Origin of the sequence: Variovorax sp. UC122_21 (assembly GCF_044056785.1) — a bacterium.
Classification (GTDB): Bacteria; Pseudomonadota; Gammaproteobacteria; order Burkholderiales; family Burkholderiaceae_C; genus Variovorax.
In genome coordinates this window covers 1,873,602-1,900,210 of record NZ_CP172003.1, presented here as the reverse complement: position 1 = coordinate 1,900,210, position 26,609 = coordinate 1,873,602, and the positions used below count along the sequence as shown (strand labels likewise).

24 protein-coding genes are annotated in these 26,609 nt (G+C 71.3%); 7 read left to right on the top strand and 17 right to left on the bottom strand.

The window, feature by feature from the left end; translation table 11 throughout:
* Window positions 1-43: 43 nt before the first annotated feature.
* The 4 genes from ACHMXE_RS09750 to ACHMXE_RS09735 form a co-directional block, all read right to left on the bottom strand.
* A complete protein-coding gene (locus tag ACHMXE_RS09750) occupies window positions 44-1,759 on the bottom strand; it encodes a response regulator (RefSeq protein WP_203207690.1) in 1,716 nt (571 codons plus the stop codon).
* A gap of 10 nt (window positions 1,760-1,769) precedes the next feature.
* Window positions 1,770-3,260, bottom strand: a complete 1,491-nt coding sequence (locus ACHMXE_RS09745) for an ATPase domain-containing protein (RefSeq protein ID WP_395345845.1) — start codon at window positions 3,258-3,260, stop codon at window positions 1,770-1,772.
* 253 nt (window positions 3,261-3,513) lie between these two features.
* Window positions 3,514-4,251: a sulfite exporter TauE/SafE family protein gene (locus ACHMXE_RS09740; RefSeq protein WP_395345844.1), complete on the bottom strand. Its 738-nt coding sequence runs from the start codon at window positions 4,249-4,251 to the stop codon at window positions 3,514-3,516.
* Between the two features lie 394 nt (window positions 4,252-4,645).
* The gene (locus ACHMXE_RS09735; RefSeq protein ID WP_281081693.1) at window positions 4,646-6,271 is read right to left on the bottom strand and encodes a glycosyltransferase family 39 protein; all 1,626 of its coding nucleotides are present in this window, start codon (window positions 6,269-6,271) and stop codon (window positions 4,646-4,648) included.
* A gap of 217 nt (window positions 6,272-6,488) precedes the next feature.
* Here ACHMXE_RS09735 and ACHMXE_RS09730 point away from each other — a divergent pair, with 217 nt between their 5' ends.
* From ACHMXE_RS09730 to ACHMXE_RS09720, 3 genes are read left to right on the top strand one after another with little or no spacing between them, the layout of a single operon-like run.
* Window positions 6,489-7,487, top strand: coding sequence for a glycosyltransferase family 2 protein (locus ACHMXE_RS09730; RefSeq protein WP_203207693.1), 999 nt, complete (start codon window positions 6,489-6,491; stop codon window positions 7,485-7,487).
* Complete coding sequence (locus ACHMXE_RS09725) at window positions 7,484-8,350, top strand: ChbG/HpnK family deacetylase (RefSeq protein ID WP_203207694.1); 867 nt, start codon at window positions 7,484-7,486, stop codon at window positions 8,348-8,350. The genes ACHMXE_RS09730 and ACHMXE_RS09725 overlap by 4 nt, the downstream gene beginning before the upstream one ends.
* Window positions 8,347-8,769 (top strand): ester cyclase, encoded by a 423-nt coding sequence (locus ACHMXE_RS09720; protein WP_203207695.1) that lies wholly within the window; start codon window positions 8,347-8,349, stop codon window positions 8,767-8,769. The genes ACHMXE_RS09725 and ACHMXE_RS09720 overlap by 4 nt, the downstream gene beginning before the upstream one ends.
* On the opposite strand, the gene ACHMXE_RS09715 is transcribed toward ACHMXE_RS09720, so the two are convergent.
* The 12 genes from ACHMXE_RS09715 to ACHMXE_RS09660 form a co-directional block, all read right to left on the bottom strand.
* Window positions 8,763-10,313 carry a hypothetical protein gene (locus ACHMXE_RS09715; RefSeq protein ID WP_203207696.1) on the bottom strand — a complete coding sequence of 517 codons (1,551 nt, stop codon included), beginning with the start codon at window positions 10,311-10,313 and terminating at the stop codon, window positions 8,763-8,765. The genes ACHMXE_RS09720 and ACHMXE_RS09715 overlap by 7 nt on opposite strands.
* The gene (locus tag ACHMXE_RS09710; protein WP_395345843.1) at window positions 10,310-11,341 is read right to left on the bottom strand and encodes an alpha/beta hydrolase; all 1,032 of its coding nucleotides are present in this window, start codon (window positions 11,339-11,341) and stop codon (window positions 10,310-10,312) included. The genes ACHMXE_RS09715 and ACHMXE_RS09710 overlap by 4 nt, the downstream gene beginning before the upstream one ends.
* Window positions 11,342-11,352: 11 nt before the next feature.
* A complete protein-coding gene (locus tag ACHMXE_RS09705) occupies window positions 11,353-12,057 on the bottom strand; it encodes an ABC transporter ATP-binding protein (RefSeq protein ID WP_395347337.1) in 705 nt (234 codons plus the stop codon).
* Between the two features lie 41 nt (window positions 12,058-12,098).
* Complete coding sequence (locus tag ACHMXE_RS09700) at window positions 12,099-12,884, bottom strand: ABC transporter ATP-binding protein (protein WP_203207698.1); 786 nt, start codon at window positions 12,882-12,884, stop codon at window positions 12,099-12,101.
* Window positions 12,881-13,819 (bottom strand): branched-chain amino acid ABC transporter permease, encoded by a 939-nt coding sequence (locus ACHMXE_RS09695; protein WP_203207699.1) that lies wholly within the window; start codon window positions 13,817-13,819, stop codon window positions 12,881-12,883. Before ACHMXE_RS09695 ends, ACHMXE_RS09700 begins: the two co-directional genes overlap by 4 nt.
* Window positions 13,816-14,691 (bottom strand): branched-chain amino acid ABC transporter permease, encoded by an 876-nt coding sequence (locus ACHMXE_RS09690; RefSeq protein WP_203207700.1) that lies wholly within the window; start codon window positions 14,689-14,691, stop codon window positions 13,816-13,818. The genes ACHMXE_RS09695 and ACHMXE_RS09690 overlap by 4 nt, the downstream gene beginning before the upstream one ends.
* Window positions 14,692-14,721: 30 nt before the next feature.
* Window positions 14,722-15,855, bottom strand: a complete 1,134-nt coding sequence (locus ACHMXE_RS09685; RefSeq protein ID WP_395345842.1) for an ABC transporter substrate-binding protein — start codon at window positions 15,853-15,855, stop codon at window positions 14,722-14,724.
* Window positions 15,856-15,898: 43 nt separating this feature from the next.
* Window positions 15,899-16,852, bottom strand: a complete 954-nt coding sequence (locus ACHMXE_RS09680; RefSeq protein WP_395345841.1) for a zinc-binding dehydrogenase — start codon at window positions 16,850-16,852, stop codon at window positions 15,899-15,901.
* Between the two features lie 20 nt (window positions 16,853-16,872).
* On the bottom strand, window positions 16,873-17,676 hold the full coding sequence (locus ACHMXE_RS09675) for an SDR family NAD(P)-dependent oxidoreductase (protein WP_203207703.1): 804 nt from the start codon (window positions 17,674-17,676) through the stop codon (window positions 16,873-16,875).
* Between the two features lies 1 nt (window position 17,677).
* Window positions 17,678-19,405, bottom strand: a complete 1,728-nt coding sequence (locus tag ACHMXE_RS09670; protein ID WP_203207704.1) for a thiamine pyrophosphate-binding protein — start codon at window positions 19,403-19,405, stop codon at window positions 17,678-17,680.
* A gap of 88 nt (window positions 19,406-19,493) precedes the next feature.
* Window positions 19,494-20,168, bottom strand: a complete 675-nt coding sequence (locus ACHMXE_RS09665) for a TetR/AcrR family transcriptional regulator (RefSeq protein WP_203207705.1) — start codon at window positions 20,166-20,168, stop codon at window positions 19,494-19,496.
* Entirely contained in the window at window positions 20,165-20,743 is a 579-nt protein-coding gene (locus ACHMXE_RS09660; protein ID WP_203207706.1) for an SCO family protein, read from the bottom strand. The genes ACHMXE_RS09665 and ACHMXE_RS09660 overlap by 4 nt, the downstream gene beginning before the upstream one ends.
* A gap of 116 nt (window positions 20,744-20,859) precedes the next feature.
* On the opposite strand from ACHMXE_RS09660, the gene ACHMXE_RS09655 reads away from it, so the two are divergent.
* The 4 genes from ACHMXE_RS09655 (at window position 20,860) to ACHMXE_RS09640 (ending at window position 25,345) form a co-directional block, all read left to right on the top strand.
* A complete protein-coding gene (locus tag ACHMXE_RS09655; RefSeq protein ID WP_203207707.1) occupies window positions 20,860-21,525 on the top strand; it encodes a TetR/AcrR family transcriptional regulator in 666 nt (221 codons plus the stop codon).
* Between the two features lie 145 nt (window positions 21,526-21,670).
* Window positions 21,671-23,236 carry an AMP-binding protein gene (locus tag ACHMXE_RS09650; RefSeq protein WP_395345840.1) on the top strand — a complete coding sequence of 522 codons (1,566 nt, stop codon included), beginning with the start codon at window positions 21,671-21,673 and terminating at the stop codon, window positions 23,234-23,236.
* A 13-nt stretch (window positions 23,237-23,249) separates the two neighbouring features.
* Window positions 23,250-24,230, top strand: coding sequence for a tripartite tricarboxylate transporter substrate binding protein (locus tag ACHMXE_RS09645; RefSeq protein WP_203207708.1), 981 nt, complete (start codon window positions 23,250-23,252; stop codon window positions 24,228-24,230).
* A gap of 71 nt (window positions 24,231-24,301) precedes the next feature.
* Window positions 24,302-25,345: an AraC family transcriptional regulator gene (locus ACHMXE_RS09640; RefSeq protein ID WP_203207709.1), complete on the top strand. Its 1,044-nt coding sequence runs from the start codon at window positions 24,302-24,304 to the stop codon at window positions 25,343-25,345.
* A 1-nt stretch (window position 25,346) separates the two neighbouring features.
* On the opposite strand, the gene ACHMXE_RS09635 is transcribed toward ACHMXE_RS09640, so the two are convergent.
* Window positions 25,347-26,366 (bottom strand): CaiB/BaiF CoA transferase family protein, encoded by a 1,020-nt coding sequence (locus ACHMXE_RS09635; RefSeq protein WP_395345839.1) that lies wholly within the window; start codon window positions 26,364-26,366, stop codon window positions 25,347-25,349.
* Between the last annotated feature and the right edge of the window lie 243 nt (window positions 26,367-26,609).

Sequence of the window (26,609 nt, the reverse complement as noted above, 5' to 3'; positions counted from 1 at the left end):
GGCCGAGGCCGCGCGCGGCGCCAAAGAACGAATCGCTGTGAGCTTATGACCCGGAAACGACCCGTTCGCGCTCGCCCGCGGCCCGCGCCGTCGTCCGCGCGCGGCCGAGCTCCGCACTCACCGCGCCGCTGAGCGTCTCGAGATCGAAGGGCTTGCGCAGCACCGAGTGCGAACCGACCACCTTCTGCACCTCCGCCATGTCGGCATAGCCGGTCGCGACCAGCACCGGCATCTGCGGATAGAGCCGGCGCGCGGCCGCCGCGAGCTCGGCGCCGTTCATGCCCGGCATCAGGTAGTCGACCATCAGCAGGTCGGGCCGGCGGCGCTTCAGCTCCTGCAGGCCGCTGTGGCCATCGCTGGCCTCGCGCACGGTGTACTGCAGCAGGCGCAGGCCTTCGGCGATGCCCTGGCGGACCTCGGCATCGTCCTCCACCACCAGCACCTCGCTGCGCGGGTCCTGCCTGGCGGGCGCGGCACCCTCGCGCTCGCGCGGCGATGCGGCGTCATCCGCCTGCTCGGGCTGCGACAGCGGGAAGCGCAGGGTCACGGTCGCGCCCTCGCCCGGCGTGCTGCGGATCTCGGCCTGGCCGCCCGACTGGCTGGCGAAGCCGTAGACCTGGCTCAGCCCCAGGCCCGTGCCATGGCCATTGGGTTTGGTGGTGAAGAAGGGATCGAACACCTTGGAGAGCACCGCGCTCGGTATGCCGCTGCCGGTGTCCTGCACGCTCACCAGCACCTGCGGCGAACCGTCGGCGGCGCTCGCCAATGCCGTGCGGATGGTCAGTTGCCCGCCCTCGGGCATCGCGTCGCGCGAATTGACCGACATGTTCAGCAGCGCCATCTCGAGCTGCGCGCCATCGAGCATCACCCAGAGTTCATCCGCCCAGAGGTCGAACTCGACCCGCACCTTCGAGCCGACCGAGACCTCGATCAGCTCGCGCAGATTGGTGACCAGCGCATTCACGCCATGCAGCCGCGGCACCAGGCTGCGCGCCCGCGCAAACGACAGCAGCTGCCCGGTCAGTCGCGAGCCGCGCGCCACCGACTCCTTCGCGCGGCGCGCATAGTCGGCCAGCTTGCCTTCGGGCGCCAGCCGCTTGATGAACTCCAGGTTGAGGTTGACCACGTGCAGCAGGTTGTTGAAGTCGTGCGCGATGCCGCCCGTGAGCCGGCCGATGGCCTCGAGCTTTTGGCCCTGCACCACGTTGGCCTGCAACCGTTCGCGCTCGGCGATCTCGCGCATCAGCCAGTCGTTGGCGCCCGCGAGTTCGGCCGTGCGGGTGGCGATGCGCCCTTCGAGCTCGGCATTGAGCCGCTCGACCGTGGCCTTGGCCGACTCGATGTCGTTCAGGTGGCGGCGCGTGGCGTACTGCCGCTGGCGCGCGCGCAGGGCAGAGCGCGCCGCGCTCGCGAGCGTCTCGGGGTTGAGCGGCCGCTCGAGCAGCACCGAGTTGCCGAGTTGCTGCAGCGAGGCCTGCGCGCTGGCCGAACGCCGACCCGACTGGCGCATCGCCAGCACCACGAAGGGCAGGTCGGACCAGGCCGGCTGCTTCGCCAGGCAGGCGCCCAGCGCGCTGTCGAAGCCGTCCGCCAGCGACTCCTCGGTCACGATCGCCGCCGCGGCCGCGATCTCGAGTTCCACCAGCAGCGATGCCGCGTCGGCGCAGACCAGGCAATCGATGCCCTGGCCCTCGAGCAAGGCCCGGATCACCTGCGCATCCCGGCCGCGCGGCGCGAGGATCAGGATGCGGTTTTCCACGCCGGCCCTTTCATGCGGACGGCGTGGCGATATCGCTATCGCCCAGCAGTGGCTGCGTGCCCGTGTAGCGGGCCGCGCCCGACAACACGCCCTGGAAGTCGCTCAGCGCCTTGCCGACCTCGACCCCGTGCGGGCCCAGGCGGAACTCGCGGATCGATTGCTCGTGCGCGTTGGTGCGGCTCTTGATCACCGAGATCGCCTTCAGCAGGTTGCCGCGTGCCTCGAAGTACCTGAAGTTCAGCATCGCATCGCTCAGGTAGCTCAGGTCCACGTCGGCGCGCATCTCGCCCACGGTGCCATGCAGCGACAGGATCAGCAGCGTGGTGAGCCCGCGCAGGTTCAGGTAGGCCAGCAGCTCGTGCATCTGCAGTATCAGGTACTTGCCGCCGGGCATGGCGTGCAGGTAGGCATTGAGGCTGTCGATCACCACCATCTGCACGCCGTCCTGCTCCACCGCCATGCGCACCGAGTGCGCGAACTGGCCCGGCGAGACCTCGGCCGGATCCAGCGTGCGGATCGTGATGTGGCCCGAGCTCATGTAGGGCTCGACGTCGAGCCCCAGCGCCCGCGAGCGCTGCCGCAGCGTGCCCAGGCCCTCGTCGAACAGGTAGTAGGCCACCTTCGAGCCGCGCCGCGCGGCGGCCACGGCGCAACTGATCGCAGTGGTGGTCTTGCCCACGCCCGCGGGTCCGGCCAGCAGCAGGCTGCTGCCCGGTGTCAGGCCGCCGCCCAGCAGGGTGTCGAGCGCCGCGGTGCCGGTCGAGACCAGGCGCTCGTCGATCCGCTGCTCGCGCTCGCTGGCCACCAGGCGCGGAAACACCTGCAGCCCGCCGCGGTCGAGGTTGAAGTCGTGCTCGCCGCTGCGGAACTTCACGCCGCGCAGCTTCACCACGCGCAGCCGCCGCTTGTCGGCGCCATAGTCGTTGGCGTTCTGCTCCAGGTGCAGCACGCCGTGCGCGATGCTGTGCAGGTGCTGGTCGCCATCGCCGCCCGAGCGGTCGTCGAGCATCAGCACGGTGCAGCCGCGCTGCGCGAAGAAGCGCTTCAGCGCGAGGATCTGGCGCCGGTAGCGCAGCGCGCTCTGGGCCAGCAGCCGCATCTCCGACAGGCTGTCGAAGACCACGCGCTGCGGCTTCTGCTCGTTGACCAGGCGCATGACGTCGCGCGTAGTCTCCCCGAGCTCGAACTCCGAGGGATGCAACACCGTCTGCTCGGCCTCCTCGCTGAGCCCCTCGTCGCTCACCAGGTCGTAGACCTCGATGCCCTCGAGCGACCAGCCGTGCGAGGCCGCGACCTCGGTCAGTTCCTCGGAGGTTTCGGACAGGGTGACGTAGAGCCCGCGCTCGCCGGCAGCGCGGCCGGCCTGCAGGAACTGCAGCGCGAGGGTGGTCTTGCCGGTGCCCGGCGTGCCCTCGACCAGGTAGAGATGCTGGGCGGGCAACCCGCCGCCGAGGATGTCGTCGAGGCCCGGGATGCCCGTGGAGGTGAGTGAGGATGGCATGACAGCAAAGCGTTTTTTTGGAGGAATACACGCCCGGGATGACCCAGGCCGCTCTGCATGCCACGTGGTGGTCCAGGAAGAGGGTCACTGCTTCATCGGCAGCGGCGGTGCAACTCATCAACCACAACAAATTCTGACTGGAATTCTCGCGCGCGGGATGCCCCGCGACAGGGGCGTTTCGAGCACTTCGCGTGTAAGCCATTGCCTCGTGCGGGCAAGGCAGGACGGTGCCAGGCCACCGCGACCGGTGGCGTCAGCCGTGCGCGATCGCGGCCCAGGCCGCGGCGAACAGCGTCGAGCCCGCGGCGGCCAGCAGCCCGCCCACCAGCCATTTGAGCGTGCGCGGCTGCAGCCGGTTGGGCAGCCGGTGATGCAACCGGGTGGCCGCATAGACCACCGGCATCGCACAGGCCGCGAGCAGCGCGGCACGCCACGAGAAGTGCCCGGTCGGCACCACGATCACGAGCCGCACCAGCGAGTTGAACGCGAACATCAGCAGCAGCGCGCGCCTTACCAGCTCGCGGTCCAGCGGCTGCCGGTACATGTGGAACACGATCGGCGGCCCCGAGCTCGAGAACAGCCCGCCGAGCACGCCCGACAGGCAGCCGACGATGGCGAAGCTCCTGCGCCCCGAGATCGCCGGCAGCGGCTTCGCCTGCAACACCAGCAGCACCGCGCAGCCGAGGATCGACACCCCCAGCAGCGCGCGCAGCCAGTCGACCGCGCTGCCGCTGAGCCAGGTCAGCAGCATCAGCCCGACGATCACGCCCACCGTGCTGCCATTGAGCGCCGGCTTCATCAGCTGCCACGGCACCGGCCCGGGCCGCGCGCGGAAGTAGGTCCAGGCATTGATCAGGCTCAGCACCGTGGCCGCGTTGGCCGCGTCGCCGACGCTCGCGATGTGGAACACCGACACCAGGCCGAGCAGGATCAGGCTGAAGGCGAAGCCGGTGAGGTTCTGGGCGTAGGTGGCGAGGGCGACGCAGGCCATGAAGGCCAGCACCGGGCCGGCGCCGGGAGAAGAGGTCTTGCACGCGTCGGCCTTCAGCGGCGCGGGTCGGGCAGCACTTGCGCGCTGGCGACGGCGTTGCGAAGCCGCGGAGGCGAAAGACGAGACGTGGGAAGCGATCCGGCGGGATCGGGAACGAACGGGGGCACGGGCGCAGACATCGGGGGAAGCGGGGGGAAGGCGCGGTCGCGGGACGAGGCGCCTGCAGTCGAGAGTGATGCCGGGGGCCGGCATCGGGGGTGAATTATAGGTGGGCCCCCTGGGCGCACGCAGCACGCCGCACCGCCTCTCCAGCGCTGGCGGGTCTCCCGGTCCCGCTCCCCTGTCATGCGGCGTCGAAGTACCCCGGCTCCACGAGCAGCAGCGAGCCGTCGGCTCAGCGCGCCGCGCTCGCGCGCGGATCGTGACCGCAGGCGATGCCCGGCGCGCCCCGTTCGTTCTCCGCCAGCACGATGCCCCAACGAAGCAGCACGCGGCGCTCGGGCCCCTCACCGGTCCAGGGCAGCTCCATGCTGCCGGCGCAATCCACGGTCTTCATCAAGGGCTCGAGCAATGGCCCCTCAGCCTGGAACGGCCGCGTGTCGAGCATCAGCACCATGCCACCCTCGCGCGCCAGCACGCCCGGTGCCAGCCAGGGCGAGGTTCGCTCGTCGCCGTCGATGAGCAGGCGCACGCCGGGATCCATCCGCAGCGCGACGGCGCCCGCGAACCAGGTGTCGCCGACCAGCAGCGTCAGCGGACGCTCGCCCATGCGATCGCGCCATGTCGCCTCCACCGCCGCCGCGATCCGCTGCGATGGCAGGTTGGCGCGTGTCGCGCGGCCGGCCCGCGCGCTCCAGACGCCGTCGACCCCCGCATAGGCCCAGGCGGTGGCGATGTGCAGCACTCCCACCACCGCCAGCACCGCCTGCCAGCGGCGCCGGCTCCAGCGCTCCACGTCGAGCCACGGCAGCGAGGCAGCCGCCCATACGCCCAGCGGCAGGAAGAAGGTCGTGAGCCAGGCCGGAATCAGCCGCGAATGCAGCAAGGCCGAAGCGACCAGCACCAGCACGGTGGGACCGAGGGTCGCCCAGGCCAGGAAGCGCCGGTCGAATGCCGCGGGCAGCGGCGCCGGCTGCGTGGCCGCTTCGCGCCGCTGCGCGAACCAGGCCCAGCCGATGAACAGCAGCATCGGCGACAGCCGCGCGAGCTGGACCAGCAGCACGAACACCGGCCGCGGCAGCAGGTGCCTGCCGGCTGCATGCACCGAATGGACCGAGTGGCGTGCATAGAGCACCGTGGTGTCGCCATGCTGCAGCACCCACCACAGGTGCGGCGCCAGCAGCACCAGCGCCAGCGCGCTGGCCAGCAGCAGGTCGCGCCGCACGCGCGCATCGCGCCACAGGCCCTGGCGGACCACGAAGCCCAGGCCCACGGCGAACTGCACCGCGGCGCTGTACTTGGTGAGCATCGACAGGGCCGCGAACAGCCCGAGCCAGACCCAGTCGGCGCGCCCGCTCCCGGCCGGCCGCAGCACGCGCCACAGCATCCACCAGTAGCCCGCGAGCGGCAGCAGCTGCACCGTGTTGTGGTTGTAGACCACCGCGCGCTGCACGTGGTAGGTGACCAGCGTGCCCAGCAGCAGCGCGAAGGCCGCGCGCGCCGGCGTCATCATCTCGCGCGACCAGCGCCACAGCAGGTAGAGCGCGCCGACGCCGCAGCCCACGCCCCCCACGTAGGTCAGCCACGGCTGCCGGCCGAGCAGCGCCACCGGCAGGCTCAGCAGCCAGCTCGGCAGCGGCGGATGCTTGTAGTAGCCCCACTGCAGGCTGCCGCTCCAGAACAGCTCCTCCACGTTGTCCCAGGGCGGCGTGACATCGAGCGCCACCATCGGCCAGGCCCATGCCAGCACCAGCGCCACGAGCAGCGCGGGCACCCAGCGCTCCATCGGCGCGCCGCCCGTGGCGGTGGCATCGGCAGTGGGGAGAAAGCGGCCCGGCACGGGCGTCGATCCGGAAGTCATGGGCGGGATTTATAGGGGCCGCACCTCACCGCCGCCTGACTTCGCGAACGATGGTTTCGACGCGTCGCGATGCGCGTGGAGCCGGCCATGCTGACCCCGCACTGACCCGGCCGAATGGGGTGCATCGCGCACATGGAATCGAGTGCTTTCCCATGCACAAGCTCGTAATCTCCGGCCCATTCCCTGTCACGGTACGCGTCGTGCCGCCAGCCCCATCATGAACGCACCCATCCCCGAGTTCTCCAGGCTGCAGAGGCCACGAGCGGTTGCGATACCGAGCATCTCGTGCGTCGTTCCCTGCTTCAACGAAGCACGCAACCTGGGCGCCCTGCTGCCCGAACTCGAGCGCATGCTTCGCGCCACCCAGTTGCGTTGGGAAGTGATCGTGGTCAACGACGGCAGCACCGACGACACCGAGCTCGTCCTCGGCGCCTGGTGCGAGCGGCCGGGCATCCGCAGCCTCTCGCTGTCGCGCAACTTCGGCAAGGAAGCGGCCCTGACCGCCGGCCTGGGCGCGGCGCGCGGCGACGCGGTGGTGCTGCTCGACGGCGACATGCAGCACACGCCCGCGCTGGTGCGCGCCATGATCGACCAGTGGCGCGCGGGCGCCGAGGTGGTCTATGCGGTGCGCGAGGACCGCCGCGACGAGGGGCCGCTCAAGACGCTGAGCACGCGCCTGTTCTACCGGCTGCTCAACGCCTCCGACCGCTTCGCGGTGCCCGAGAACGCGGGCGACTTCCGGCTCATGGACCGCAAGGTGGTCGATGCGCTGCTGAAGCTGCCCGAGCGCAGCCGCTTCATGAAGGGCCTGTACGCCTGGGTCGGCTTTCGCGCCGTGGCGCTGCCCTACACGCCGGCGCCGCGCGCCGAGGGGCGCAGCCGCTTCAACGCGCGGCGCCTCGTCAAGCTGGCGCTCGACGGCCTCACCTCCTTCACCACCTGGCCGCTGCGCATGGTCAGCGTGGCCGGCCTGCTGCTCGCGGTTCCGGCCTTCGGCTACGGCAGCTACGTGGTGCTCGACTACATGTGCTTCGGCAACGAGGTGTCGGGCTGGTCGACCATCGTCGTGAGCCTGATGTTCTTCATCGGCGTGCAGATGATCTCCACCGGCATCCTCGGCGAGTACGTCGCGCGCATCTTCGAGGAGGTCAAGGGCCGGCCCGTCTACGTGGTGCGCGAGCAGCGCGGCCACGGCCTGGAGACCGAGGAGCCATGACCTCGCACGTCGCCGCAACGCAACGGCTTTGCATCTGCGCCGACGACTTCGGCATGAGCGCGGGCATCAACGCGGCGGTGCTCGACCTGATCGCGCGGCGCAATCTCTCGGCCACCGGCTGCCTGGTGCTGCGCGAGGCCTGGCCCCGGGGGCTGCCCGCGCTGCGGCGCGTCGATGCCGCGTGCGTCGACGTGGGCCTGCACCTGGACCTGACCCCGCCACGAACCGCGGGCGCCGAGGAGCCCGGCCTCGGTGCGCTGGTGCTGCGCTGCTACGCGCGGTCCATGCCGCGGGCACGCCTGCGGCAGACCATCGCCGGGCAGCTCGCGCGCTTCGAGGACGGCCTGGGCCGCGCGCCCGCCTTCGTCGACGGCCACCGGCACGTGCACCAGCTGCCGATGGTGCGCGAGCTGCTGCTCGAGGAGCTGTCGCGCCGCTACGCGGCCGCGCCGCCATGGCTGCGCAACACGCGGCCCGGCGCGGCCGCGTTCAAGCCCCGGGTCATCCATGCGCTGGGAGGCCGCGCGCTGGTGCGCGACGCCGCGCGGCGCTCGATCCCGACGAGCCGGGGCCTGCTGGGGGTCTACAACTTCGCGGGCGGGGTGGCGGGCTACCGGCAGCGCCTGCTCGCCTGGCTGTCCGCCGCGCGCAGCGGCGACGTGCTGATGTGCCATCCCTCGCTGGCCGAGGACGCCGGCACGCCGCACCACGAAGCCAGGGCCGCCGAGTACACGGTGCTGGCGGCCATGGAGTTCCCGTGGCGCGATCCCCGGGGCGGGCAGGTCGAGCTCATGGCCCTGTCGGGCGGGATGCATGGGTTGCGCACAATGTGCTGCCCGACCCACGACACCGCGACCCGATGACCTCCGCAAGCCTCCCACTCGACCATGCCTACCGCGCCTACCTCGACTGCCTCAACGCGCGGGACTTCGGCGCGCTGGGCCGCCATGTGCACGAGGAGGTCAGCCACAACGGCGTCCACCTCGGCGTCGCGGGCTACCGCCGCATGCTCGAGAAGGACTTCGACGACATTCCCGACCTGCGCTTCGAGCTGGAGCTGCTGGTCGTGGACGCGCCGCGCGTCGCAAGCCGGCTGCGCTTCGACTGCACGCCGAAGGGACGCTTCCTGGACCTCGACGTCGACGGCCTGAAGGTGTCGTTCGCCGAGAACGTCTTCTACGAGTTCGTCGACGGACGGATCGCGCGCGTGTGGTCGGTCATCGACAAGGCGGCCATCGAACACCAGCTCGTGGCGTCGCGCGGCGCGCGGCAGCCCTACTGAGCGTCGAAGCTCAGCACGAATCGCCCCGCTTCCGCCAGGCCGCCGCATTCGAGCAGCAGGCCGCACTCGCTGGTTCGCAGCGCCGGAAAGGTGCTTCGGCTCACGGCACGGCCGCTGCCCGCGGCCACCTCGCGGCCATCGAGCGCGAGCGTCCAGCGCCCCTGTTCGGCCAGCCGGCCGATGACGACCTCGAGGCCGCCGCGCGCGCCGGCGCAGCGGCGCAGCGCGAACCGGAGCCGCCGCGACGCCGGATCGAAACGGGCCTGCAGCACGTCCACGGCATCGCCCACTTCCACCAGCGCGGGATGGCGGCGCTCCTCGGCGGCGATGGGTTCGTTGTAGAGCTTCCAGAGCCCGTCGGGCACGTTGAGCGCCGCATAGCCCATCAGCACGTTGCCGCACATCGGCTCCATCAGCGTGCGATGGCCCTCGGCGTCCTGCGGCGCGTCGTTGCGCGGAAAGTAGAAGCCGCCATCGCGCCAGGTGGGCGCCATGTGGCGCTCGGCATGGCGCTCGAGGCCGGCCAGCGTCGCGGCATCGCCCATCTCCGAGGCCCAGGTCGCGGCCCAGCCGAAATCGGAATCGTCGTTGACCACCGCCTGGCCCATGATCAGCGGCCGCTCGGCCGAGCGCACCGACAGCGCGCCGTCGCGGCCCTCGACCAGCCAGTCGCGGATCTGCGCGGGATAGTGGCTGTGCACGAACTCGCGGTTCCACATGTTCATGAGCGTGCCGCACCAGGCGTCGGCCCAGGGCGAGGGGCCGGCGTTGTCGCGCACGACCTGCGTGTCCTGCGCCATCATCATGTTGTAGTGGCCGTTGGCGCCCAGCCGGCCGAACTGCGACCAGGCCTTCTGGTAGGCCTCGGTGACCTCGGCCGCCACCGAGCGGCCATTGACCAGGTCGTGCATACGAAAGCCGAGGATGGCCGGCTGGTTGCAGATCTGGAACACGCAGTTGGGCTCGCAGGCCACGCCCAGGTAGCCGCTCTCGACCATCTGCCAGTACACGGTCTCGTTGAGGCTGTTCTGGTCGTACTCGTAGCGCCGCTCCTTGCCGCCCCAGAAGAAGGACCAGTAGCTGAAGGTGAGCGCGCCGTGCGCGGCGTAGCGGTGATCGTCGAACAGGTAGTCGTAGAGCAGCGCCATCGACTGCACGTAGGCGCTGTACATGATGTTGTCGCGCGCGACCGGATCCCACTGCTCCTCGAGCCGGTCCGACAGGTGCAGGTTGAACACGCTGCCGCCGCGGCTGACGCGCGCCCAGTACATCCAGACCTCGGGCAGCAGCATCTTCTCGACCAGGCGCTCGAAGACCGGCTTGAACGCGCCCGGCGCGGCCGGCAGGCGATGGCGATGCGCCAGCGCCAGCGCATAGGCCATGTACGAGAGCTGGAAGCGGTAGCCGCCGAAGTCGTCCTGGCCCGCGCCGCGCCCCTGCATCAGCGACCAGTCGTTGGGCGGCTGGCGCGCGAGGTTGGCGAAGTGGCGCAGGTGCCCGGCCTGGCGGTCGGTGAGGGTGTCGTGGGCTTCGGCGGTGGTCATGCGGTCTTCTCCTCGGGTTCGATGCGCCGGGCGATCCAGGCCGCCAGGCAGGCGTTGACGCGTTCGGGCTGCTCCTGCTGCATCCAGTGGCCGCTGTCGACCACGGCCTCGCTGAGGTCGCCGCACATCGCGCGCATGGGCGCGGCCAGGCGCGAGTCGCGGGTCTCGCAGATCCAGTCGAAGGCGGCATGCAGGAACAGCACCGGCATCGCGAGCCGCCCCGCGGCGGGCGCGGTGGCCGCGAAGGCAGCGTTGCGCGCCATGTTCATGTACCAGGCGTCGGGACCGAAGAAGCCGTTGCGGCCCAGTCGCTCGGCATATTCGGCGAGCGCCTCCTCGGAGAGCACGGCGGCGTCGCGCGGCAGGTCGGGCGCGATGCCCGCGCCGCCGAACCAGCCGCCGTCGCGCCGCATCGTCGCGGTGCGGTAGGGCTTGCCGCGCCCCTCCGGATTGCCGCGTCGCATCAGCGCCTTGACGGTGCGCCGCGGATCGGCCTCGAGCGCGGCCCGCGCCGCCTCGAAGCTTTCCTGGTAGTGGCACTGGTAGTCCCACTGGCCCGCCGGATACAGGGCCTGCGGATACACGGCACGGTCGACCAGCGGCAGCAGGCTGTCGAGCGTGAAGCCGCTCGGCAGATAGGGAACGCACAGGCTCGCGACGCCCAGGCACTTGTCCGCATGATGGCTGGCCATGCTCCAGACCACCGGCGAGCCCCAGTCGTGGCCGACCCAGATCGCCCGGTCGCGCCCGAGGTGCGCGAGCAGCTCGACCATGTCCTGCACGATCTGTTCCATCGCGTAGTCCTCGCATGCCGGATGCACGGTCGAGCCGCCGTAGCCGCGCATGTCGGGCGCCACCACGCGAAAACCGAGCGCCGCGAAGCACTCGATCTGGTGGCGCCAGCTCACGGCCAGTTCGGGCCAGCCGTGCACGAACACGATCAGCGGCCCGTCGGCCAGGCCGGCCGCCAGGTAGCGGGTGGTGTGCCGCGGGGTCGCGCATTCGTGCGCAGTGATCTCGTGTCGCATCTTCATCTCCCTCACATGCCGAGGTAGGCGGCCTGCACCGCGGGGTCGGCGAGCAGCGCGCGGCCCGGGCCTTCGAGCGTGATGCGGCCGGTCTCGATCACGTAGCCGCGGTCGGCGATGGCCAGCGCGGCGCGCGCGTTCTGCTCCACCAGCAGGATGGTCTTGCCTTCGTCGCGCAGCCGGCCGATGACGCCGAAGATCTCCTTCACGATCAGCGGCGCCAGCCCCATCGAGGGCTCGTCGAGCAGCAGTAGGCGTGGCCGGCCCATCAGCGCGCGCGCCATCGCCAGCATCTGCTGCTGCCCGCCCGACAGCGTGCCGGCCGCCAGGCGCCGGAACTCGCCGAGGATGGGGAACAGCGCGTACATCGCCGCCAGGTCGCTCTCGACCTGCGCGGGATCGTTGCGCACGAAGGCGCCGAGCCGCAGGTTGTCCTCCACCGTCATCGGGCCGAACACCTGCCGGCCCTCGGGCACCTGGCAGATGCCGCGCTTGACGCGCACGGCGCAGGGCGCGCGCACGATCGGCTCGCCATCGAAGGCGATGGCGCCGGACGAGACCGGCTGCACGCCCGAGATGGCGCGCAGCAGCGTGGTCTTGCCCGCGCCGTTGGCACCCACCAGCGCCACCAGCTCGCCTTCGCGCACCGCGAGGTCGACGGCGTGCAGCGCCTGGATGCGGCCGTAGTGGCTGGTCAGGCCCCGCACCTCGAGCAGCGTCTTCATCGAGCGGTCCTCCTGCATCGCGGGTACGGCGTTCATGCCTCGGCCCCCAGGTAGGCGGCGATCACCTCGGGGTCGTTGCGCACCTGCGCCGTGCTGCCGAGCGCCAGGCGGCGGCCGTAGTGCAGCGCCAGGATGCGGTCCGACACGCCCATCACCAGCTTCATGTCGTGCTCGACGAGCACGACCGTGGTGCCGTTCTCGGCGATCCGGCGGATCAGCACCTCGATCTGTGCCGTCTCCGTGTGATTGAGCCCGGCGGCCGGCTCGTCCATGAGCAGCAGCCGCGGCGAGGCGGCCAATGCGCGCGCGATCTCCAGCCGCTTGAGCGCGCCATAGGACAGCTGGCTCGCCTGCGCCTTGGCATGCGCGCCGACGCCGACGAAGTCCATCAGCTCGAGCGCCCGTTCGCGGCATTGCGCATCGGCGCGGCGCAGCGCGGGCGGGCGGAACATGCCGCGCAGCAGGCCCGTGCCGAGCGACAGGTGGGCGCCGATCATCACGTTGTCGACCGCGCTCATGTTCATGCACACCTGCAGGTTCTGGAAGGTGCGGCTCAGCCCCCTGCGCGCGAGCTGCTCGGGCGGCGTGCCGTCGACGTCGCTGCCGAACAGCGCGATGCGGCCGGCCGTGGGCCGGTAGATGCCGGTCACGAGGTTGATCAGCGTGGTCTTGCCGGCGCCGTTGGGACCGATGATCGCGTGCACCGTGCCCGCATGCACCTCGAAGCTCAGGTCCTGGATCGCCTTCACGCCGCCGAAGGCGATCGACAGCCCCTCGACCTTCAGCGCATCGACCACCGGCTTGGCCAGCGCGCTCATGAAGGCCTCCTGGCGAACAAGCCCTTCAGGGTCGGCACGATGCCCGCGCGCATGAAGATCATGGCGGCCGTGAGGATGATCCCGAGCAGCAAGGTCTCGAAGGACTCGAAGGCATGCAGCACCTGCGGCAGCAAGGTGATGATGGCCGCGCCGACGATCGATCCGAAGACCGAGGCGGTGCCGCCCAGCACCACCATCATCACGAACTCGACCGAGCGCGTGAGGCCCGCGGCCGCGGGCGTGAGGAAGCCGACGTAATGCGCCATCAGGCTGCCCATTACGCTGGCCATCACGGCCGACAGCACGAACACGCGCGTCTTGAAGCGGCCGGCCTCGATGCCCACGGTGCGCGCCGCGACTTCCGAGCCGCGGATGGCCTGCAGCGCGCGGCCGGCCGGCGAGTCGACCAGGTTCGACGCGGCCCAGGTCGCGAGCAGCAGCAGCGCCGCGGTGAACGCATACCAGGCTGGCTCGCCCGACAGCGACCACCCGAACACCGACAGCGCCGGCACCGTCATGCCGTCCGAGCCGCCGGTCCAGCGGGTCTCGTTGTTGAAGACGATGGTCGCGATCAACCCGAGCGACAGCGTGGCCATCGCCAGGTGATGACCGGCCAGCCGCAGGATCGGCCGCGCGACCACGAAGGCCAGCACGCCCGTCGCCGCCGCGCCGGCGGCCAGCGCGGCCAGCGGCGGCCAGCCGAAATGCGTGGTCAGGATCGCCGAGGCGTAGGCACCGAAGCCGAAGAAGGCCGCGTGCCCCAGGCTGATCTGCCCCGCGTAGCCGAACAGCAGGTTGAGGCCGATCACGACCACCGCGTTGATGGCGATGCGGATCGCGATGTCGTAGGCGAAGCCGCTCGGCCCGAGCACCGGGAACAGCAGCAGCAAGGCCGCGAGCAGCGCAAGGCCGGCATGGCGGGTGGGAAATCTCATACGCGCTCCGTCACCCGCACGCCGAACAGGCCGCGTGGCAAGAACATCAACACCAGCAGGATCAGCACGAAGGCCACCGCATCCTTGTAGGCGGCGGAGACGTAGCCTGCGGCCAGCGCCTCCATCACGCCCAGCACCAGGCCGCCGACGATCGCGCCCGGCCCGCTGCCGATGCCGCCGAGCGCGGCGGCCGCGAAGCCCTTGAGGCCGAGCACCACACCCGCGTCGTAGCTCGTGAAGGTGATCGGCGCGGTGATGACGCCGCCGATGGCGCCCAGCGCGCCCGACATCGCGAACGACACCAGCATCACGCGGTCGGTGCCGATGCCCACCAGCGCGGCGGCCAGCGGGTTGTGCGAGGTCGCGAGCATGCCCTTGCCCGAGAGCGTGCGGCCGAAGTACCAGGCCAGCAGCACCACCACCGCCAAGGTCACGCCCAGCACCCACAGGCTCTGCGGCACCAGCGTGGCGCCCGCGACGCGCAGCGGCGCATCGCCCGAGAACGCGGGCAGCGCATGGTTGCCCTTGCCGAGCACGACCTGCACCACGCCGCGGATCACGAGCGCGACGCCCAGCGTGATGATCAGCAGCGTGATCAGCGGCGCGCCGCGCGCGGGCCGCACCGCGAGCCGCTCCATGCAGGCGCCGGTGAGCACCGACGCGACGATGGCCACGGCGATCGCCAGCGGCAGGCCGCTGCCGGCCTCGACCATGGCCGCCGCCGTCATGGCGCCGAGCATGATGAACTCGCCCTGCGCGAAGTTCACGATGTGGCTCGCGTTGTAGATCAGCGCATAGCCGAGCGCCGCGAGCGCGTACATCGCGCCGACCGTCAGGCCGGAGAAGAGGAACTGCAGCAGTTCAGAGAACATGGTGGCCCCCATGCCGGCGCGGTAGCGTGCTCACTTGACGAGCTCGAAGCGGCCGTTGCGCACCTCGATGATGCGCAGCGAGTCGGTCGTCAGGCCGTTGTGGTTGGCCGGCGTCATGGTGAAGGTGCCGTTCAGTCCCACGAGCCCCCTGGTCGATTCGATCGCGTCGCGCAGCTTCGCCTTGTCGGTGCCGTTGGCGCGCTTGATGCCGTCGACCGCGATGGCCAGCGCATCCGCCACGTTGCCGCCGAAGGGCGAGGCGTCGACCTTGTAGGCCTCCTTGAAGCTGCGGTAGTAGTCGAGCGAAGGCGCCTTCTGCGGATCGCCGTCCTTCAGCGCGTCGGGCACCACGAAGCCCGTGGTCGGCATGCGCACGCCTTCGGTGGGCGCGCCGCCGAGCTTGATGAACTCCTGGTTGACCGCGGCATGCGGCATGTAGACCGGCAGCTTGAAGCCCATCTGCGCGTAGTTCTTGATCGCGACGGCCGGGCTGGTGCCCGCGCCGCAGAAGACCAGCATCGCCTGCAGGTCCTGCAGGTTGCGCAGGCGGGTGAACTGCGGCGTGATGTCGGTGTCCTTCGGGCCGTAGCTCTCCTCGCCCACGACCGTGATGCCGAAGCGGGCCGCCGCCGCCGTGACCTCCTTGCGGCCCGACTGGCCGAAGCCGCTGGTCTCCGACAGCAGCGCGATGCGCTTGATGCCGCGCTCCTGCATGTCCTGCAGGATGCGCTCGGCCACCATGCGGTCGGAGTGCGGCGTCTTGAAGACCCACTTCTTCACCGGATCGACCAGCGCGAGCCCGCCGCCCGTGGAGACGAAGGGCACGCCGGCGCGCTCGGCATAGGGCACGATCGCCATCGCGGTCGGCGTGACGGTGCCGCCCAGCAGCACGTCGACCTTGTCGGTGTCGACCAAGCGCTTGGCGAAGGTATTGGCGTTGTTCGGGTCGGACTGGTCGTCGTAGATCGTGAGCGCGATCTTGCGGCCCAGCACGCCGCCCTGCTCGTTCAGCCGCTTGACGTGCAGCTCCAGCGTCTTCTGCTGCGGGTCGCCGACGAACCCTACCGGGCCCGTCACCGACAGGATGGCGCCGATGCGGGATCGGCTCGCCCTGGGCCTGCGCGGCGGCGCCGACGGCGAGCCCCGCGAAGGCGAGAAGGGCATGGCGAATGAAAAGCTCTCATGGTTTTCTCCGTCTAGTTGTGGGTCAGGCGCTCATGCGCATCTGCAGCTTGATCTGGCCGGGTGGCAGGCTGCCTTCGAGCAGCCGCGTGAACATCTGCTCGGCCTGCGCGAAGGGCACGGCATGCACCCAGCGCGTGTCGAGGTCGGGGAGCATCGCGACGGCCTCGCGGAACTCGTAGGGCGTGTAGCCGAACGATCCATTCACGGTGCGCTCGCCGCCGATCAGCGGCCCGGCCGGGAACGCCAGGTCGGCGCTGTGCAGGCCGACCAGCACCGCCACGCCGCCCGGGCGCACCTTGAGCGCGGCGTCGCGCCGCGTGGCGACCGCGCCCACCGAATCGAAGACCACGTCGAAGCTGCCCTCGATGGCCTCGGCCGTGCGGTCGGCACCGCCCGCGTCGGCGAAGGCGCGGCGCTCGGCCGACAGGTCGGTCACCGTCACGTCCTTCACGCCGAAGCGCTTGAGCACGAACAGCAGCGACAGCCCGATCGAGCCCGCGCCGAGGATCGCGACCGGCCCGCTGCCGATCGCGGCGGCGCCGAGTCGGTAGGCATGCAGCGCGGTGGCGATCGGGTCGGCCATCGCGGCCTGCGTGATCGTCGCGTGGCCCGCCGGCACGAGATTGCCCTCGGGCACCGCGACCGCCTCGGCGAAACCGCCGTCGCGGTGCACGCCGATCACCTGGCGGCGCTCGCACAGGTGGGCGCGGCCTTCGCCGCAGGCGCGGCAGCAGCCGCAGGCCAGCAGCGGATTGACGATGACGCGCTCGCCGGTGTCCTCGCGCAGGCCGACGAACTCGTGGCCGAGCGTCATCGGCGCCTCGGCCTTGGGCCGCTCGTCGCGCACCACGCACATGTCGGTGCCGCAGACGCCCGCCTGCAGCACGCGGACCATGACTTCCCCGCTTCCGGGACGCGGCGCGGGAACCTCCAGTTGGCGGACCGTCGCGTCGCCCACGTAGACCAGTGCTTTCATGCGTTTCTCCAGGGGCGGGCTCAGGCGGCCGGCGCCGACGGCTTGCGCGCGGCGAGGCTCGGGTAGCGCTGCATCGAGGCACCGCCGTCCACGTAGAGGGTCTGGCCCGTCACGTAGGCCGCGTCGTCGCTCGCGAGGTAGGCGACCGCCGCCGCGATGTCCTCGGGCCGGGCCGGGCGCTGCAGCGGGATGTTGTCCAAGAAGGCCTCGCGCGCGACCGGGTCGGCAAGCAGGCGCGCCACCATCGGCGTGTCGGTGAGGCCCGGCCCCACCGACGCGACGCGGATGCCCTGCGCCGCAAGCTCGAGCGCCGCGACGCGCCCGAGCATCTCCATGCCGGCCTTGGCCGCGCAATAGGCCGCGAGCCCCTCGCCGGGCTGCCGCGCATTCGTCGAGGCGATGTTGACGATCACCGCCGGGCCGCCCTGCGCGAGCATCTGCCGCGCCTGCGCCTGCAGCGAGACGAAGACGCCCGTGAGGCACACGTCGAGCACGCGCTGCCAGGTCTCGAGCGTGGTGTCGACCAGGCGCGCGCTGGCACCCACGCCGGCCGCGTTGACGGCGATGTCGAGCCGCTCGAAGGCGGCGGCCGTGGCCTCGACGGCGCGATGCATGTCGGCGGCGTTCGCCACGTCCGCGGCGATCGCCAGCGCGCCGCCGCCGATCGCATCGGCGGTGGCACGCGCGGCGGCGGCATCGCGGTCGAGGCAGGCGAGGCGCGCGCCCTCCTCGGCCAGGCGCACGCAGATGGCGCGCCCGATGCCGGAGCCCGCGCCGGTGACCAGGGCCACGCGGCCCTCGAGTCTCTTGCCTGGCAAGGTCATCTCAGGCCTCCAGGTCGTCGGCATAGGGAACGAAGTTGCGCTCGGCATCGCGCTCGGCCATGCGGCCGACGAAGCGCTGCGTGATCGGGTGCATCACGGCGGGGTCGGTCATCACGTTGACGCAGGCCGGCCGGTTCGATGCCAGCGCGCGCGCGAGCGCCGCGTCGAGCTGCGCCACGTCCTCGACGAACTCCGCGTGGCAGCCGAAGCCGGCCGCGGCCTGCTCGTAGCGCGTGCGGCCCAGGTCGCTGACCATGCGCCGGCCCTCGCCGTACATCAGGTCCTGCCCGTGCGCCGACATGCCCCACATCTGGTCGTTGTTGACCACCACGACTACCGGCAGCCCGTGCCGCACCAGGGTGTCGAACTCGGCGAAGTTGAAGCCGATCGAGCCGTCGCCGGTGAACAGCACGACGCGCCGCCCGGGGTTGGCCACCTGCGCGCCGACCGCCAGCGGCAGGCCCTCGCCCATGCAGCCCACGTAGCCGTGGCCGAGCCAGCGGCCGGGCGCGTCGCTGTGCGCCGTCATGTCGATCCACGAATGCGATTCGCCGCCGTCGAGGCAGACCACCGCATCGCGCGGCAGTGCCGCCGCCACCGCCACCGCGAGGCGATAGGGATGCACGGGGCCGCTCTCGGCCGCCGCCACCTGCGCGAAGTTCTGCTTCGACGCGGCACCGACGGCGCACAGGCGATGCGCCCATGCGCTGGTGTCGGGCAGCGGCTCGGACTCGGTGGCGCTCAGCAGCGCACGCAGGGTTTCGCCGCAGTCGGCCGTCACCGAGAGGTCGGGTTCGCGGATGCGCCCCATCTCGCCGGGCTCGATGTCGACCTGGACGATCTTCGCCTCGGCCGGCAGGAAGGACTTGCGGCGGCCGCCGGTATAGATGCCGAAGCGCGCGCCCAGCACCAGCAGCAGGTCGGGCACCAGGCCCTGGCCGCGCGCCGGTGCCAGCGTGGCATAGCCGCGGCCCCACAGCGCATGGTCGGTGGGCAGCACGCCGCGCGACTTGGCATTGGTGAGCACGGGAATACCGGAGCGCTCGGCGAAGGCGCGCAGCTCGGCGGCGCAGCCCGCATAGAGCGTGCCGCCACCGGCGAGGATCACCGGGCGCTGCGCGCCGCGCAGCAGCGCGACGATGCGCGCCACCGCGTCGGCCGTGGGCGCGGGGCGCGTCGGCGCGCCGGCCGGGTCGAGGTGCCGAACCTCCTCGGGCGCGATCAGGCCGAACATCACATCGATCGGGATCTCGACGTAGACCGGTCCGGGGCGGCCCGTGGTCGCCTTGCGGATCGCCTGGCCCACCAGATCGGCCAGGCGGTTGATGTGTGGCACCTGCACGGCCCACTTGGTGACCGAGCGCATCACCGCCATCTGGTCGACGCCGCCGTTGACCGGCAGCGCATCGAGGTCCTGCAGCGGCGCCGCGCCGCCGATGACCAGCATCGGCACGCAGTCGGCGAGCGCATTGGCCACCGGCGAGACCACGTTGGTGATGCCGCCGCCGGCCGTCACCAGCGCCACGCCGAGGCGGCCGGTGCTGCGCGCATAGGCCGAGGCGGCAAAGCCCGCCGCCTGCTCGTGGCGCGTGTCGACCACGCGCAGGCCGGCGTCGCGCGCGGCCTGGTAGGCCGAATCGAGGTGGCCGCCATGAAGGGTGAATGCGGTGTCGGCGCCAAAGCGCCGGAGGACGTCGATCAGGATCTGACCGCCATTGAGTTTCGCCACGGATGCTCTCCAGAGTGCGCTTCGAGCGCGTTACCGAAAGGAGACGCGTGCGTTTCGAAAGCCGCGTCTCGTTGGTGGCGGACTTTAATTAAACACGTTCATTTAAAGATCGGTGTTTTCCCTTGGCCGCCGTTTGGGCCTCGCGAATCCACTGCCCGATCAATGCGTTCACCACGGCCTCGACCATCGCTTCGGTCGCCGACCAGGGCATGCTCGGCGTGACACGCGGGAACGCGATCACGCCGTGCGTGGCCGCGATCAGCGCGTCCATGGCCAGCGTGGTGTCGACGGGCCGGCATGGCAGCGAGGCCAGAAAGCCGTCGACGACCTGCCGGTAGAGCGCGAGCGAACGCACGACGCTGGCCGAGCGCCCGAAGGGCAGCCCCTCGGGCGTGTGCAGCGCCACGCGCTCGCGCGAGCCGGCGAACAGCACGTCGAAGTGGTCGGGGTGCGCGAGCCAGTAGTGCGCCGCGGCGAGGAACACCGCGCGCACGCGTCGCGCCGGGTCGGCCGTGGCCCGCGCGCAGGCCTCCATGGCGTCGGTGGCCGCGTTCATGTCGAACTCGCGGATCGCCACCAGCAGCGCGCGCTGGTCGGGAAAGTACTGGTAGATCGCGCCCGGCGAGTAGCCGGCCCGGGCCGCGATGTGGCGCATCGACATCGCACCCGCGCCCTGCTCGACCAGGATGCGGCGGCCCGCGTCGATGAAGGCCTGGCGCACCCGCTGCCTGTCGACCGCGGAGTACGCCTTGCGCCCGGTCACACGATGTGCCGGCGCAGGCGTTCGACCACGGCGTCGATGTCGAGCGCGTCGGGCAGGTGGGCCTGGTAGCGGCCGCCGGGCGCCATCAGGTAGGCGAAGGCCGTGTGCGGCACCACGTAGCCGCCCGGTGCGCCGGCGTCCGGCACCGGTTCCGCGAACACGCGGAAGGCCTTCTTGGCGGCCTCGACCTGCGCGGGCGTCCCGGTGAGCCCGGTGAAGCCGCCGGGCTGGCGCGCGACATAGGCCTGCATGGTCTTCGGGTCGTCGCGCCGCGGATCGACCGTGACGTAGAGCGGCTGGATGCGATCGGCCAGCGGCCCGAGGCGCTCGAGCGCGGCGCCCAGCTTGCCGAGCTCGCGCGGACAGACCACGGCGCAATGCGTGAAGCCGAAGAAGACCAGCAGATGGCGATCGCCGAAGCTGCGCTCGGTGACGGCGCGGCCATGGTGGTCGACCAGCTCGAAGCGGCCATCGATGGGCGCCGGGCGCGCCGTCGGCGCCTGGACGGGTTCGGCAGCCGTTGCGCCGCCGCAGCAGCAGGCGCGCACCGGCGCCGTGGAGGTCTCGTTCGTCATGGGCGGATATTAATTGCACATGTTCATTTATGAACCGGGTTTTCCCGTGCCCGGGCCTATACTTTTGCTCCACCGCCCCGCGCGGAAGAACCCCAGCCCCAGAGCCAAGCCACCCCATGTCATTCCGCCCGTCCAAACCCGAAGTCCTCAGCCGCGCGCGAACTCCCGAGGACAAGGCCAAGGTCCGGGAGGCCTTCATCGCCGCGGGTCGCAAGCTGTTCGCCGACGAGGAGCCGTCGACCGTCTCGCTGCGGCGCATCGCCGCGGCCGCCGGCTATGCGCCGGGCTCCATCTATCAGTACTTCCACGACCAGCAGGACCTGTTCTTCCACATCCGCGCGCACGACATGCAGGCCTCGACCGAGCAGCTGCGCGAGCTGATCGCGCGCGTGCGCAGTCCGCAGCGGCGCGTGCTCAAGCTCTTCATCGGCACGGCCGACTACTGGCTCGAGCACATGGAGGAATTCCTGGTGATCTTTCCCGCGCCCAGCGTGGACCGGGCGCCGGCGGTCGGCAGCGCCGGCGTGCCCTTCGGCCGGTCGCCCGTGGTGCAGGACAGCCTCAAGCTCTACTACGACACGGTGGACGAGTTCTTCCGCACCCTGGCGCGCCCGCCCATGAACGCGCGCCTGGCCACCGACATCCTGATCGCGGCGGTGCACGGCACGATCGTGTTTCCATGCATGACGCGGACCATGGACTGGTCCGACACGCGCCTGATGGTCAAGCACCTGGTCACGAGCATGGTGGACGACTGGGGCAAGAGCGGCCCTGCCGCCTGATACGCCGCCTGACGCGCCGCCGCGCGTCATGCAGTTTGATCGGCCCGGTCATGCCGCGCGCCGACCCGGCTTCGTATCCTCGGACCATTGAACGAGAGACAAGGTCCGCGCCGCCGCAGGTGGCGAGGGCCACACGGAGACCGACTTGCCATCGAACGAACCCGTCCTTGACGGCCTGGCGCGATTCGCCGCCGAGGCCCCCGCGCGACCGGCGGCCATCCTGGCCGAGACCGGCGAAACGCTGGACTACCGGCGCCTGCACGAACGCTCGGCGCGGCTCGCGCGCTTCCTCGCGGCCCGCCTCGAGGCCGGCGAAGTGGTGGCGATCCTGCTGGGCAACCGGCTCGAATACTTCGAGCTCACCTTCGCGGCACGCCGCGCCGGCCTCTACTACGTGCCGATCAGCACGCACCTCACGCCCGGCGAGATCGACTACATCCTGCGGGACTCGGGCGCGCGCATCCTGCTGACCGAGACGGCGCTGCGGCCCTGGGCCGAGCGCTCGGCCTGGCCGGCGCCGCTCGAGGAGGTGCTCTGCATCGACGCCGAAGACCCGGTCGAAGGCGCCGCGAGCTACCGCGCGCTCGTCGAGGCCGACGGCCCGGTACCGCCGCTGCCGGACCGGCCCCTGGGCCTGGACTTCGCCTACTCCTCGGGCACCACCGGCCGGCCCAAGGGCATCAAGCACAAGCTCGAGGACCAGCAGCTGCGCAAGGCGCTCGCGGGCGACTGGCTCTCGTTCTTCGCCTTCGATCCCGCGAGCGTCTATCTCTCGCCCGCGCCGCTCTATCACGCGGCGCCGCTGCGCTTCAGCGTGCGTTGCGTGGCCTTCGGCGGCACGGTGGTCCTGATGCGCCGCTTCGATGCCGAAGGCGCGCTCGCGGCGATCGCGCGCTGGCGCGTCACCCATTCGCAATGGGTGCCGACGATGTTCATCCGCCTGCTCGCGCTGCCGGCCGAACGACGCGCGGCCCACGATCTCTCGAGCCACCGGCTGGCGCTGCATGCGGCGGCGCCCTGCCCTCTCGAGGTCAAGCGCCGCATGATCGACTGGTGGGGCCCGATCGTCTGGGAGTACTACACCGGCTCGGAGCGCGCCGGCGCCACCGCGATCTCGGCACCCGAATGGCTCGCGCACCCGGGCTCGGTGGGCCGCGCGAAGCAGGGCGTGCTGCACATCGTCGGCGACGACGGCGGTGAATGCGCGCCGATGGTCGACGGCCTGGTCTGCTTCGAGGGCGGCCCGAGCTTCGCGTACCACAACGATCCGGTGAAGACCGCCGAGACCCACACGCCGCAGGGCTGGGGCACCTTCGGCGACATCGGGCACGTGGATGCGGAGGGCTACCTCTACCTCACGGACCGGCGCGCCAACATGATCATCTCGGGCGGCGTGAACATCTATCCGCAGGAGGCGGAGAACCTGCTGCAGGACCATCCGCTGGTGCACGAGGTGGCCGTCATCGGCGTGCCGCATGCGGAGTTCGGCGAGGAGGTGAAGGCCGTGGTCCAGCTCAAGGATCCCGCGCTCGCCGGTGCCTCGACCGCGCAGCAGCTCATCGACCACTGCCGCGCCCATCTCTCGGCCATCAAGTGCCCGCGCAGCGTGGACTTCGCGACCGACCTGCCGCGCACCGAGACCGGCAAGCTGCTCAAGCGCGTCGTGCGCGACCGCTACCGCGCGCTCGCCGCGCCCGCTTCCCAACCGTGACGGAGACCCGACCATGACGATCGACATCGGACGCAGGCACTGGACGATGGCCCTGCTGGCATCGCTGGCCGGCCTGCCCGAGCTGGCCAGTGCGCAGCAGGACACCCGGCCGCTGACCTTGCTCGTGCCCTATGCCGCCGGCGGCGCGGCCGACCCGGTGGTGCGCCCGCTCGCGCAGCGCCTGCAGGAGGTGCTCGCGCGCACCGTGCTGGTCGACAACAAGGCCGGCGCCAACGGGCTCATCGGCACGCAATACCTGCTGCGCCAGCCGCCCGACGGCCTGACGGTGCTGTTCCACATCACCAGCCTGATCCAGAACATCGCGCTGTCGCGCGGCAAGCCGCCCTACGACTTCGCGAAGGACATCGAGCCGCTGGTGCTGCTGGGCCGGCAGGCGGTGGTGCTGGTGGTGCCCGCGTCGAGCCCCTACCAGAACCTGGCCGACCTCGCGCGCGCGGCCAAGGCCAACCCGGGCAACTTCTCCTTCGGCTCCTATGGCGCGGGCTCGACCTCGCACATCTACGGCGAGCAGCTGCGCGCGGCCTGGAACATCGAGATGCCGCACGTGGCCTTCCGCGGCACCAGCCCGCTGCTGCAGGACATGCTGGGCGGACGGGTGCCGATGGCCTTCGTCTCGGCCGCCACCGCGATCGAGCGCCAGGGCGACAAGGGACTGCGCTCGATCGCGGTGGCGCACAGCAAGCGGCTGACCGCGCTGCCGCAGGTGCCCACACTGCACGAGCTCGGCTACGCGGGCTTCGACTACACCGGCTGGTGGGGGCTGTTCCTGCGCGCGGGCACGCCGGCGCCGGTGGCCGAGCGCCTGCGCAACGCGATCCGCGCCATCCTGCAGGAGCCCGACATGGTCGGCCGGCTGCAGCTGGCCGGCCTGGAGCCCAGCAGCGAGACGCCCGAGCAGATCACGGCCGCGATGCAGAACGAGTACCGCCACTGGGAGGCGCTGAGCCGGCGCTTCAACATCACGGCCGATTGACGCTGTCGCTCGTGCGGGCGGCGCGACAATGCGCAGCGCATGCCCGCGCTTTCCCTGCACCCGCCCGCTTCATGACCGCCGTCCCCGGCCCCTCGCCGAGCGCCACGCCGCCGCCGATCGCCGGCTGGTTCGTGCAGCTGTTCCTCCGCAGCGCGGACCTGCCGCCGGCGCAGGCCCAGGCGGTGCTGCGCCGTTCGGGCATCGATCCGCTGCAACTGGACGCGCGCGGGCTGCGCGTCACCGAGCAGGCCTTCACGCGCTTCCTGGTCCTGCTGGCGCGGCGCGCGCGCGACGAGGCCTGGGGCATCGCCTCGCGGCCGATCCCGCCGGGCACCTTCCACACCCTGTGCCGGCTGATCGTCAATTGCCGCACGCTCGGCGAGGCGCTGGTCGTCATCGGCCGCTTCTATGCACTGGTGGTCGACGACTTCTCGATCAAGATCCGCCGCGAGGGCGGCGAGGCCATCGTCTGGCTCAAGCCGCTGCGCACGCTCTCGCCCGAGCGGCACGTGAGCCTGCATGGCGCGACCGTCTTCCTGCTCTACCAGTTCATGTGCTGGCTGGTCGACCGCCGCATTCCGCTGACCGCGGTCGAGTTCTCGTACCCGCGCCGGCCCACCAGCGCCGAGACGCTGCGCACCTACGACACGCGCGAGATCCGCTTCGAGCAGCCGTTCACCGCGCTGCGGCTCGAGAGCCACCTGGCCTCGCTGCCGATCATCGGCGGCGAGGAGCGCCTGAGCCGCTTCCTCTCGGAAGCGCCGCGCACGCTCATCACGCGCTACTACGACCACAGCCGCGTCAGCGACCGCGTGAAGTCCATCCTGCGCGCGCAGGTGGGCACGCCGATGAGCCTGGATGACGTGGCGGCCCGCCTCCACATGACACCGGTGACCTTGCGGCGGCACCTGGCCGACGAGGGCTGCGGCTTCTCGGAGCTGCGCGACGACGTGCGCCGCCGCGCGGCGCTCGACATGGTGCGCCAGGGCCATGTGAAGCTCGAGACCATCGCGCTGCGGCTGGGGTTCGCCGAGTACAGCACCTTCCACCGGGCCTTCCGGCGCTGGACCGGCACGGGGCCGACCGAGTACCGGGCGAACCCGCCGGCGTCCTGATTCAGGGTCCGGGGTTCGCGCGGCGCGCCCAGTCCGCCAGCCAGTGCGCATCGGCCACCACCGCCGTCGTGGGACGCGGCAGCGAAGGCGAATGACTGAAGCGCGGCGCCGGTGCGGGCTGCAGTTCGCCTTCGAGTTCGACGAAGGCCTGTCGTGCAACGAGGTGCGGGTCGCGCATGCTGGCACCGAGACCGTTGACGGGCGCCACGCAGGCATCGCTGCCTTCGAACAACGCCTCCCAGTGCGCGCGCGGCTCGCGCGCGAACAGCGCCTCGAGCGCGCGCGCCTGTGCGGGCCAGCGGTCGCGATCGTGTTGCGCGAACTCCTGGCCGTCCAGGCCGAGGCGCGCGAGGAACTCGGCATGGAACTGCGGCTCGATCGCGCCCACCGCCAGATGCAGGCCGTCCGCGCAGCGGTAGCTGCGGTAGTAAGGCGCCGCGCCATCGAGCACGTTGGCCTGCCGCTCGTCGCGCCAGCGCGATGCGGCGCGCAGGCCATGGATCAGCGACAGCAGTGACACCGTGCCATCGCAGATCGCGGCATCGACCACCTGGCCGCGCCCGCTGCGCGCCGCATCGTGCAGCGCCGCGAGCACGCCCACGGCCAGGTAGAGCGCGCCGCCGCCATAGTCGCCGACGAGGTTGAGCGGCACGCTCGGGCCCTCGGCCGGACCGATGGGATGCAGCGCGCCCGCCACCGCGAGGTAGTCGATGTCATGGCCCGCCTGCTGGCTGCGCGGCCCCTCCTGCCCCCAGCCCGTCATGCGGCCGAACACCAGCGCGGGCCGCAACGCGAACAGCTCGGCAGGGCCGAGCCCCAGCCGCTCCATCACGCCGGGCCGGAAGCCTTCTATCGCCACGTCGGCATGGCGCAGCAGTTCGCGCGCCGTCGCGAGGCCTTCCGCCGAGCGCAGGTCGAGCGCGAGACGTTCGCGCCCGCGCATCGTCGCGCCGCGCTCCATCTGCACCGCGCCGGGCCGCTCGATGCGCACCACCCGCGCGCCCATGTCGGCGAGCAGCATCGCGGTGAAGGAAACCGGCCCCCAGGCCCGCGAACTCGACGACCCGCAGGCCGCGCAGCGGGCCGGCGGGCGATGGGGGCGCGTTCTTCGACGTGTCGTTCATCGCCGCATGGTGCCGCCAGGCTTGCTGCGTCGCGATGACCGTCGCGCTCGTTCCCCATGACCCGCGCACGCCATGCCATGCGGGTTGCGCGCGGCGGTCATGGCGTGGGCCGGGCCGGCCTTTCATCATGGCGCCAACCA

Excerpts from the sequence above, each read along its gene's own strand:
- ACHMXE_RS09675 (WP_203207703.1), bottom strand. The coding sequence starts at position 17,676 with ATGACCTTGCCAGGCAAGAGACTCGAGGGCCGCGTGGCCCTGGTCACC.
- ACHMXE_RS09685 (WP_395345842.1), bottom strand. The coding sequence starts at position 15,855 with ATGCCCTTCTCGCCTTCGCGGGGCTCGCCGTCGGCGCCGCCGCGCAGG.
- ACHMXE_RS09640 (WP_203207709.1), top strand. The coding sequence starts at position 24,302 with ATGACCGCCGTCCCCGGCCCCTCGCCGAGCGCCACGCCGCCGCCGATC.
- ACHMXE_RS09700 (WP_203207698.1), bottom strand. The coding sequence starts at position 12,884 with ATGAGCGCGCTGGCCAAGCCGGTGGTCGATGCGCTGAAGGTCGAGGGG.
- ACHMXE_RS09745 (WP_395345845.1), bottom strand. The coding sequence starts at position 3,260 with ATGCCATCCTCACTCACCTCCACGGGCATCCCGGGCCTCGACGACATC.
- ACHMXE_RS09735 (WP_281081693.1), bottom strand. The coding sequence starts at position 6,271 with ATGACTTCCGGATCGACGCCCGTGCCGGGCCGCTTTCTCCCCACTGCC.
- ACHMXE_RS09730 (WP_203207693.1), top strand. The coding sequence starts at position 6,489 with ATGAACGCACCCATCCCCGAGTTCTCCAGGCTGCAGAGGCCACGAGCG.
- ACHMXE_RS09660 (WP_203207706.1), bottom strand. The coding sequence starts at position 20,743 with ATGACGAACGAGACCTCCACGGCGCCGGTGCGCGCCTGCTGCTGCGGC.
- ACHMXE_RS09695 (WP_203207699.1), bottom strand. The coding sequence starts at position 13,819 with ATGAGATTTCCCACCCGCCATGCCGGCCTTGCGCTGCTCGCGGCCTTG.
- ACHMXE_RS09655 (WP_203207707.1), top strand. The coding sequence starts at position 20,860 with ATGTCATTCCGCCCGTCCAAACCCGAAGTCCTCAGCCGCGCGCGAACT.
- ACHMXE_RS09690 (WP_203207700.1), bottom strand. The coding sequence starts at position 14,691 with ATGTTCTCTGAACTGCTGCAGTTCCTCTTCTCCGGCCTGACGGTCGGC.
- ACHMXE_RS09715 (WP_203207696.1), bottom strand. The coding sequence starts at position 10,313 with ATGACCACCGCCGAAGCCCACGACACCCTCACCGACCGCCAGGCCGGG.
- ACHMXE_RS09720 (WP_203207695.1), top strand. The coding sequence starts at position 8,347 with ATGACCTCCGCAAGCCTCCCACTCGACCATGCCTACCGCGCCTACCTC.
- ACHMXE_RS09635 (WP_395345839.1), bottom strand. The coding sequence starts at position 26,366 with ATGCTGCTCGCCGACATGGGCGCGCGGGTGGTGCGCATCGAGCGGCCC.
- ACHMXE_RS09710 (WP_395345843.1), bottom strand. The coding sequence starts at position 11,341 with ATGCGACACGAGATCACTGCGCACGAATGCGCGACCCCGCGGCACACC.
- ACHMXE_RS09740 (WP_395345844.1), bottom strand. The coding sequence starts at position 4,251 with ATGGCCTGCGTCGCCCTCGCCACCTACGCCCAGAACCTCACCGGCTTC.
- ACHMXE_RS09645 (WP_203207708.1), top strand. The coding sequence starts at position 23,250 with ATGACGATCGACATCGGACGCAGGCACTGGACGATGGCCCTGCTGGCA.
- ACHMXE_RS09725 (WP_203207694.1), top strand. The coding sequence starts at position 7,484 with ATGACCTCGCACGTCGCCGCAACGCAACGGCTTTGCATCTGCGCCGAC.
- ACHMXE_RS09680 (WP_395345841.1), bottom strand. The coding sequence starts at position 16,852 with ATGAAAGCACTGGTCTACGTGGGCGACGCGACGGTCCGCCAACTGGAG.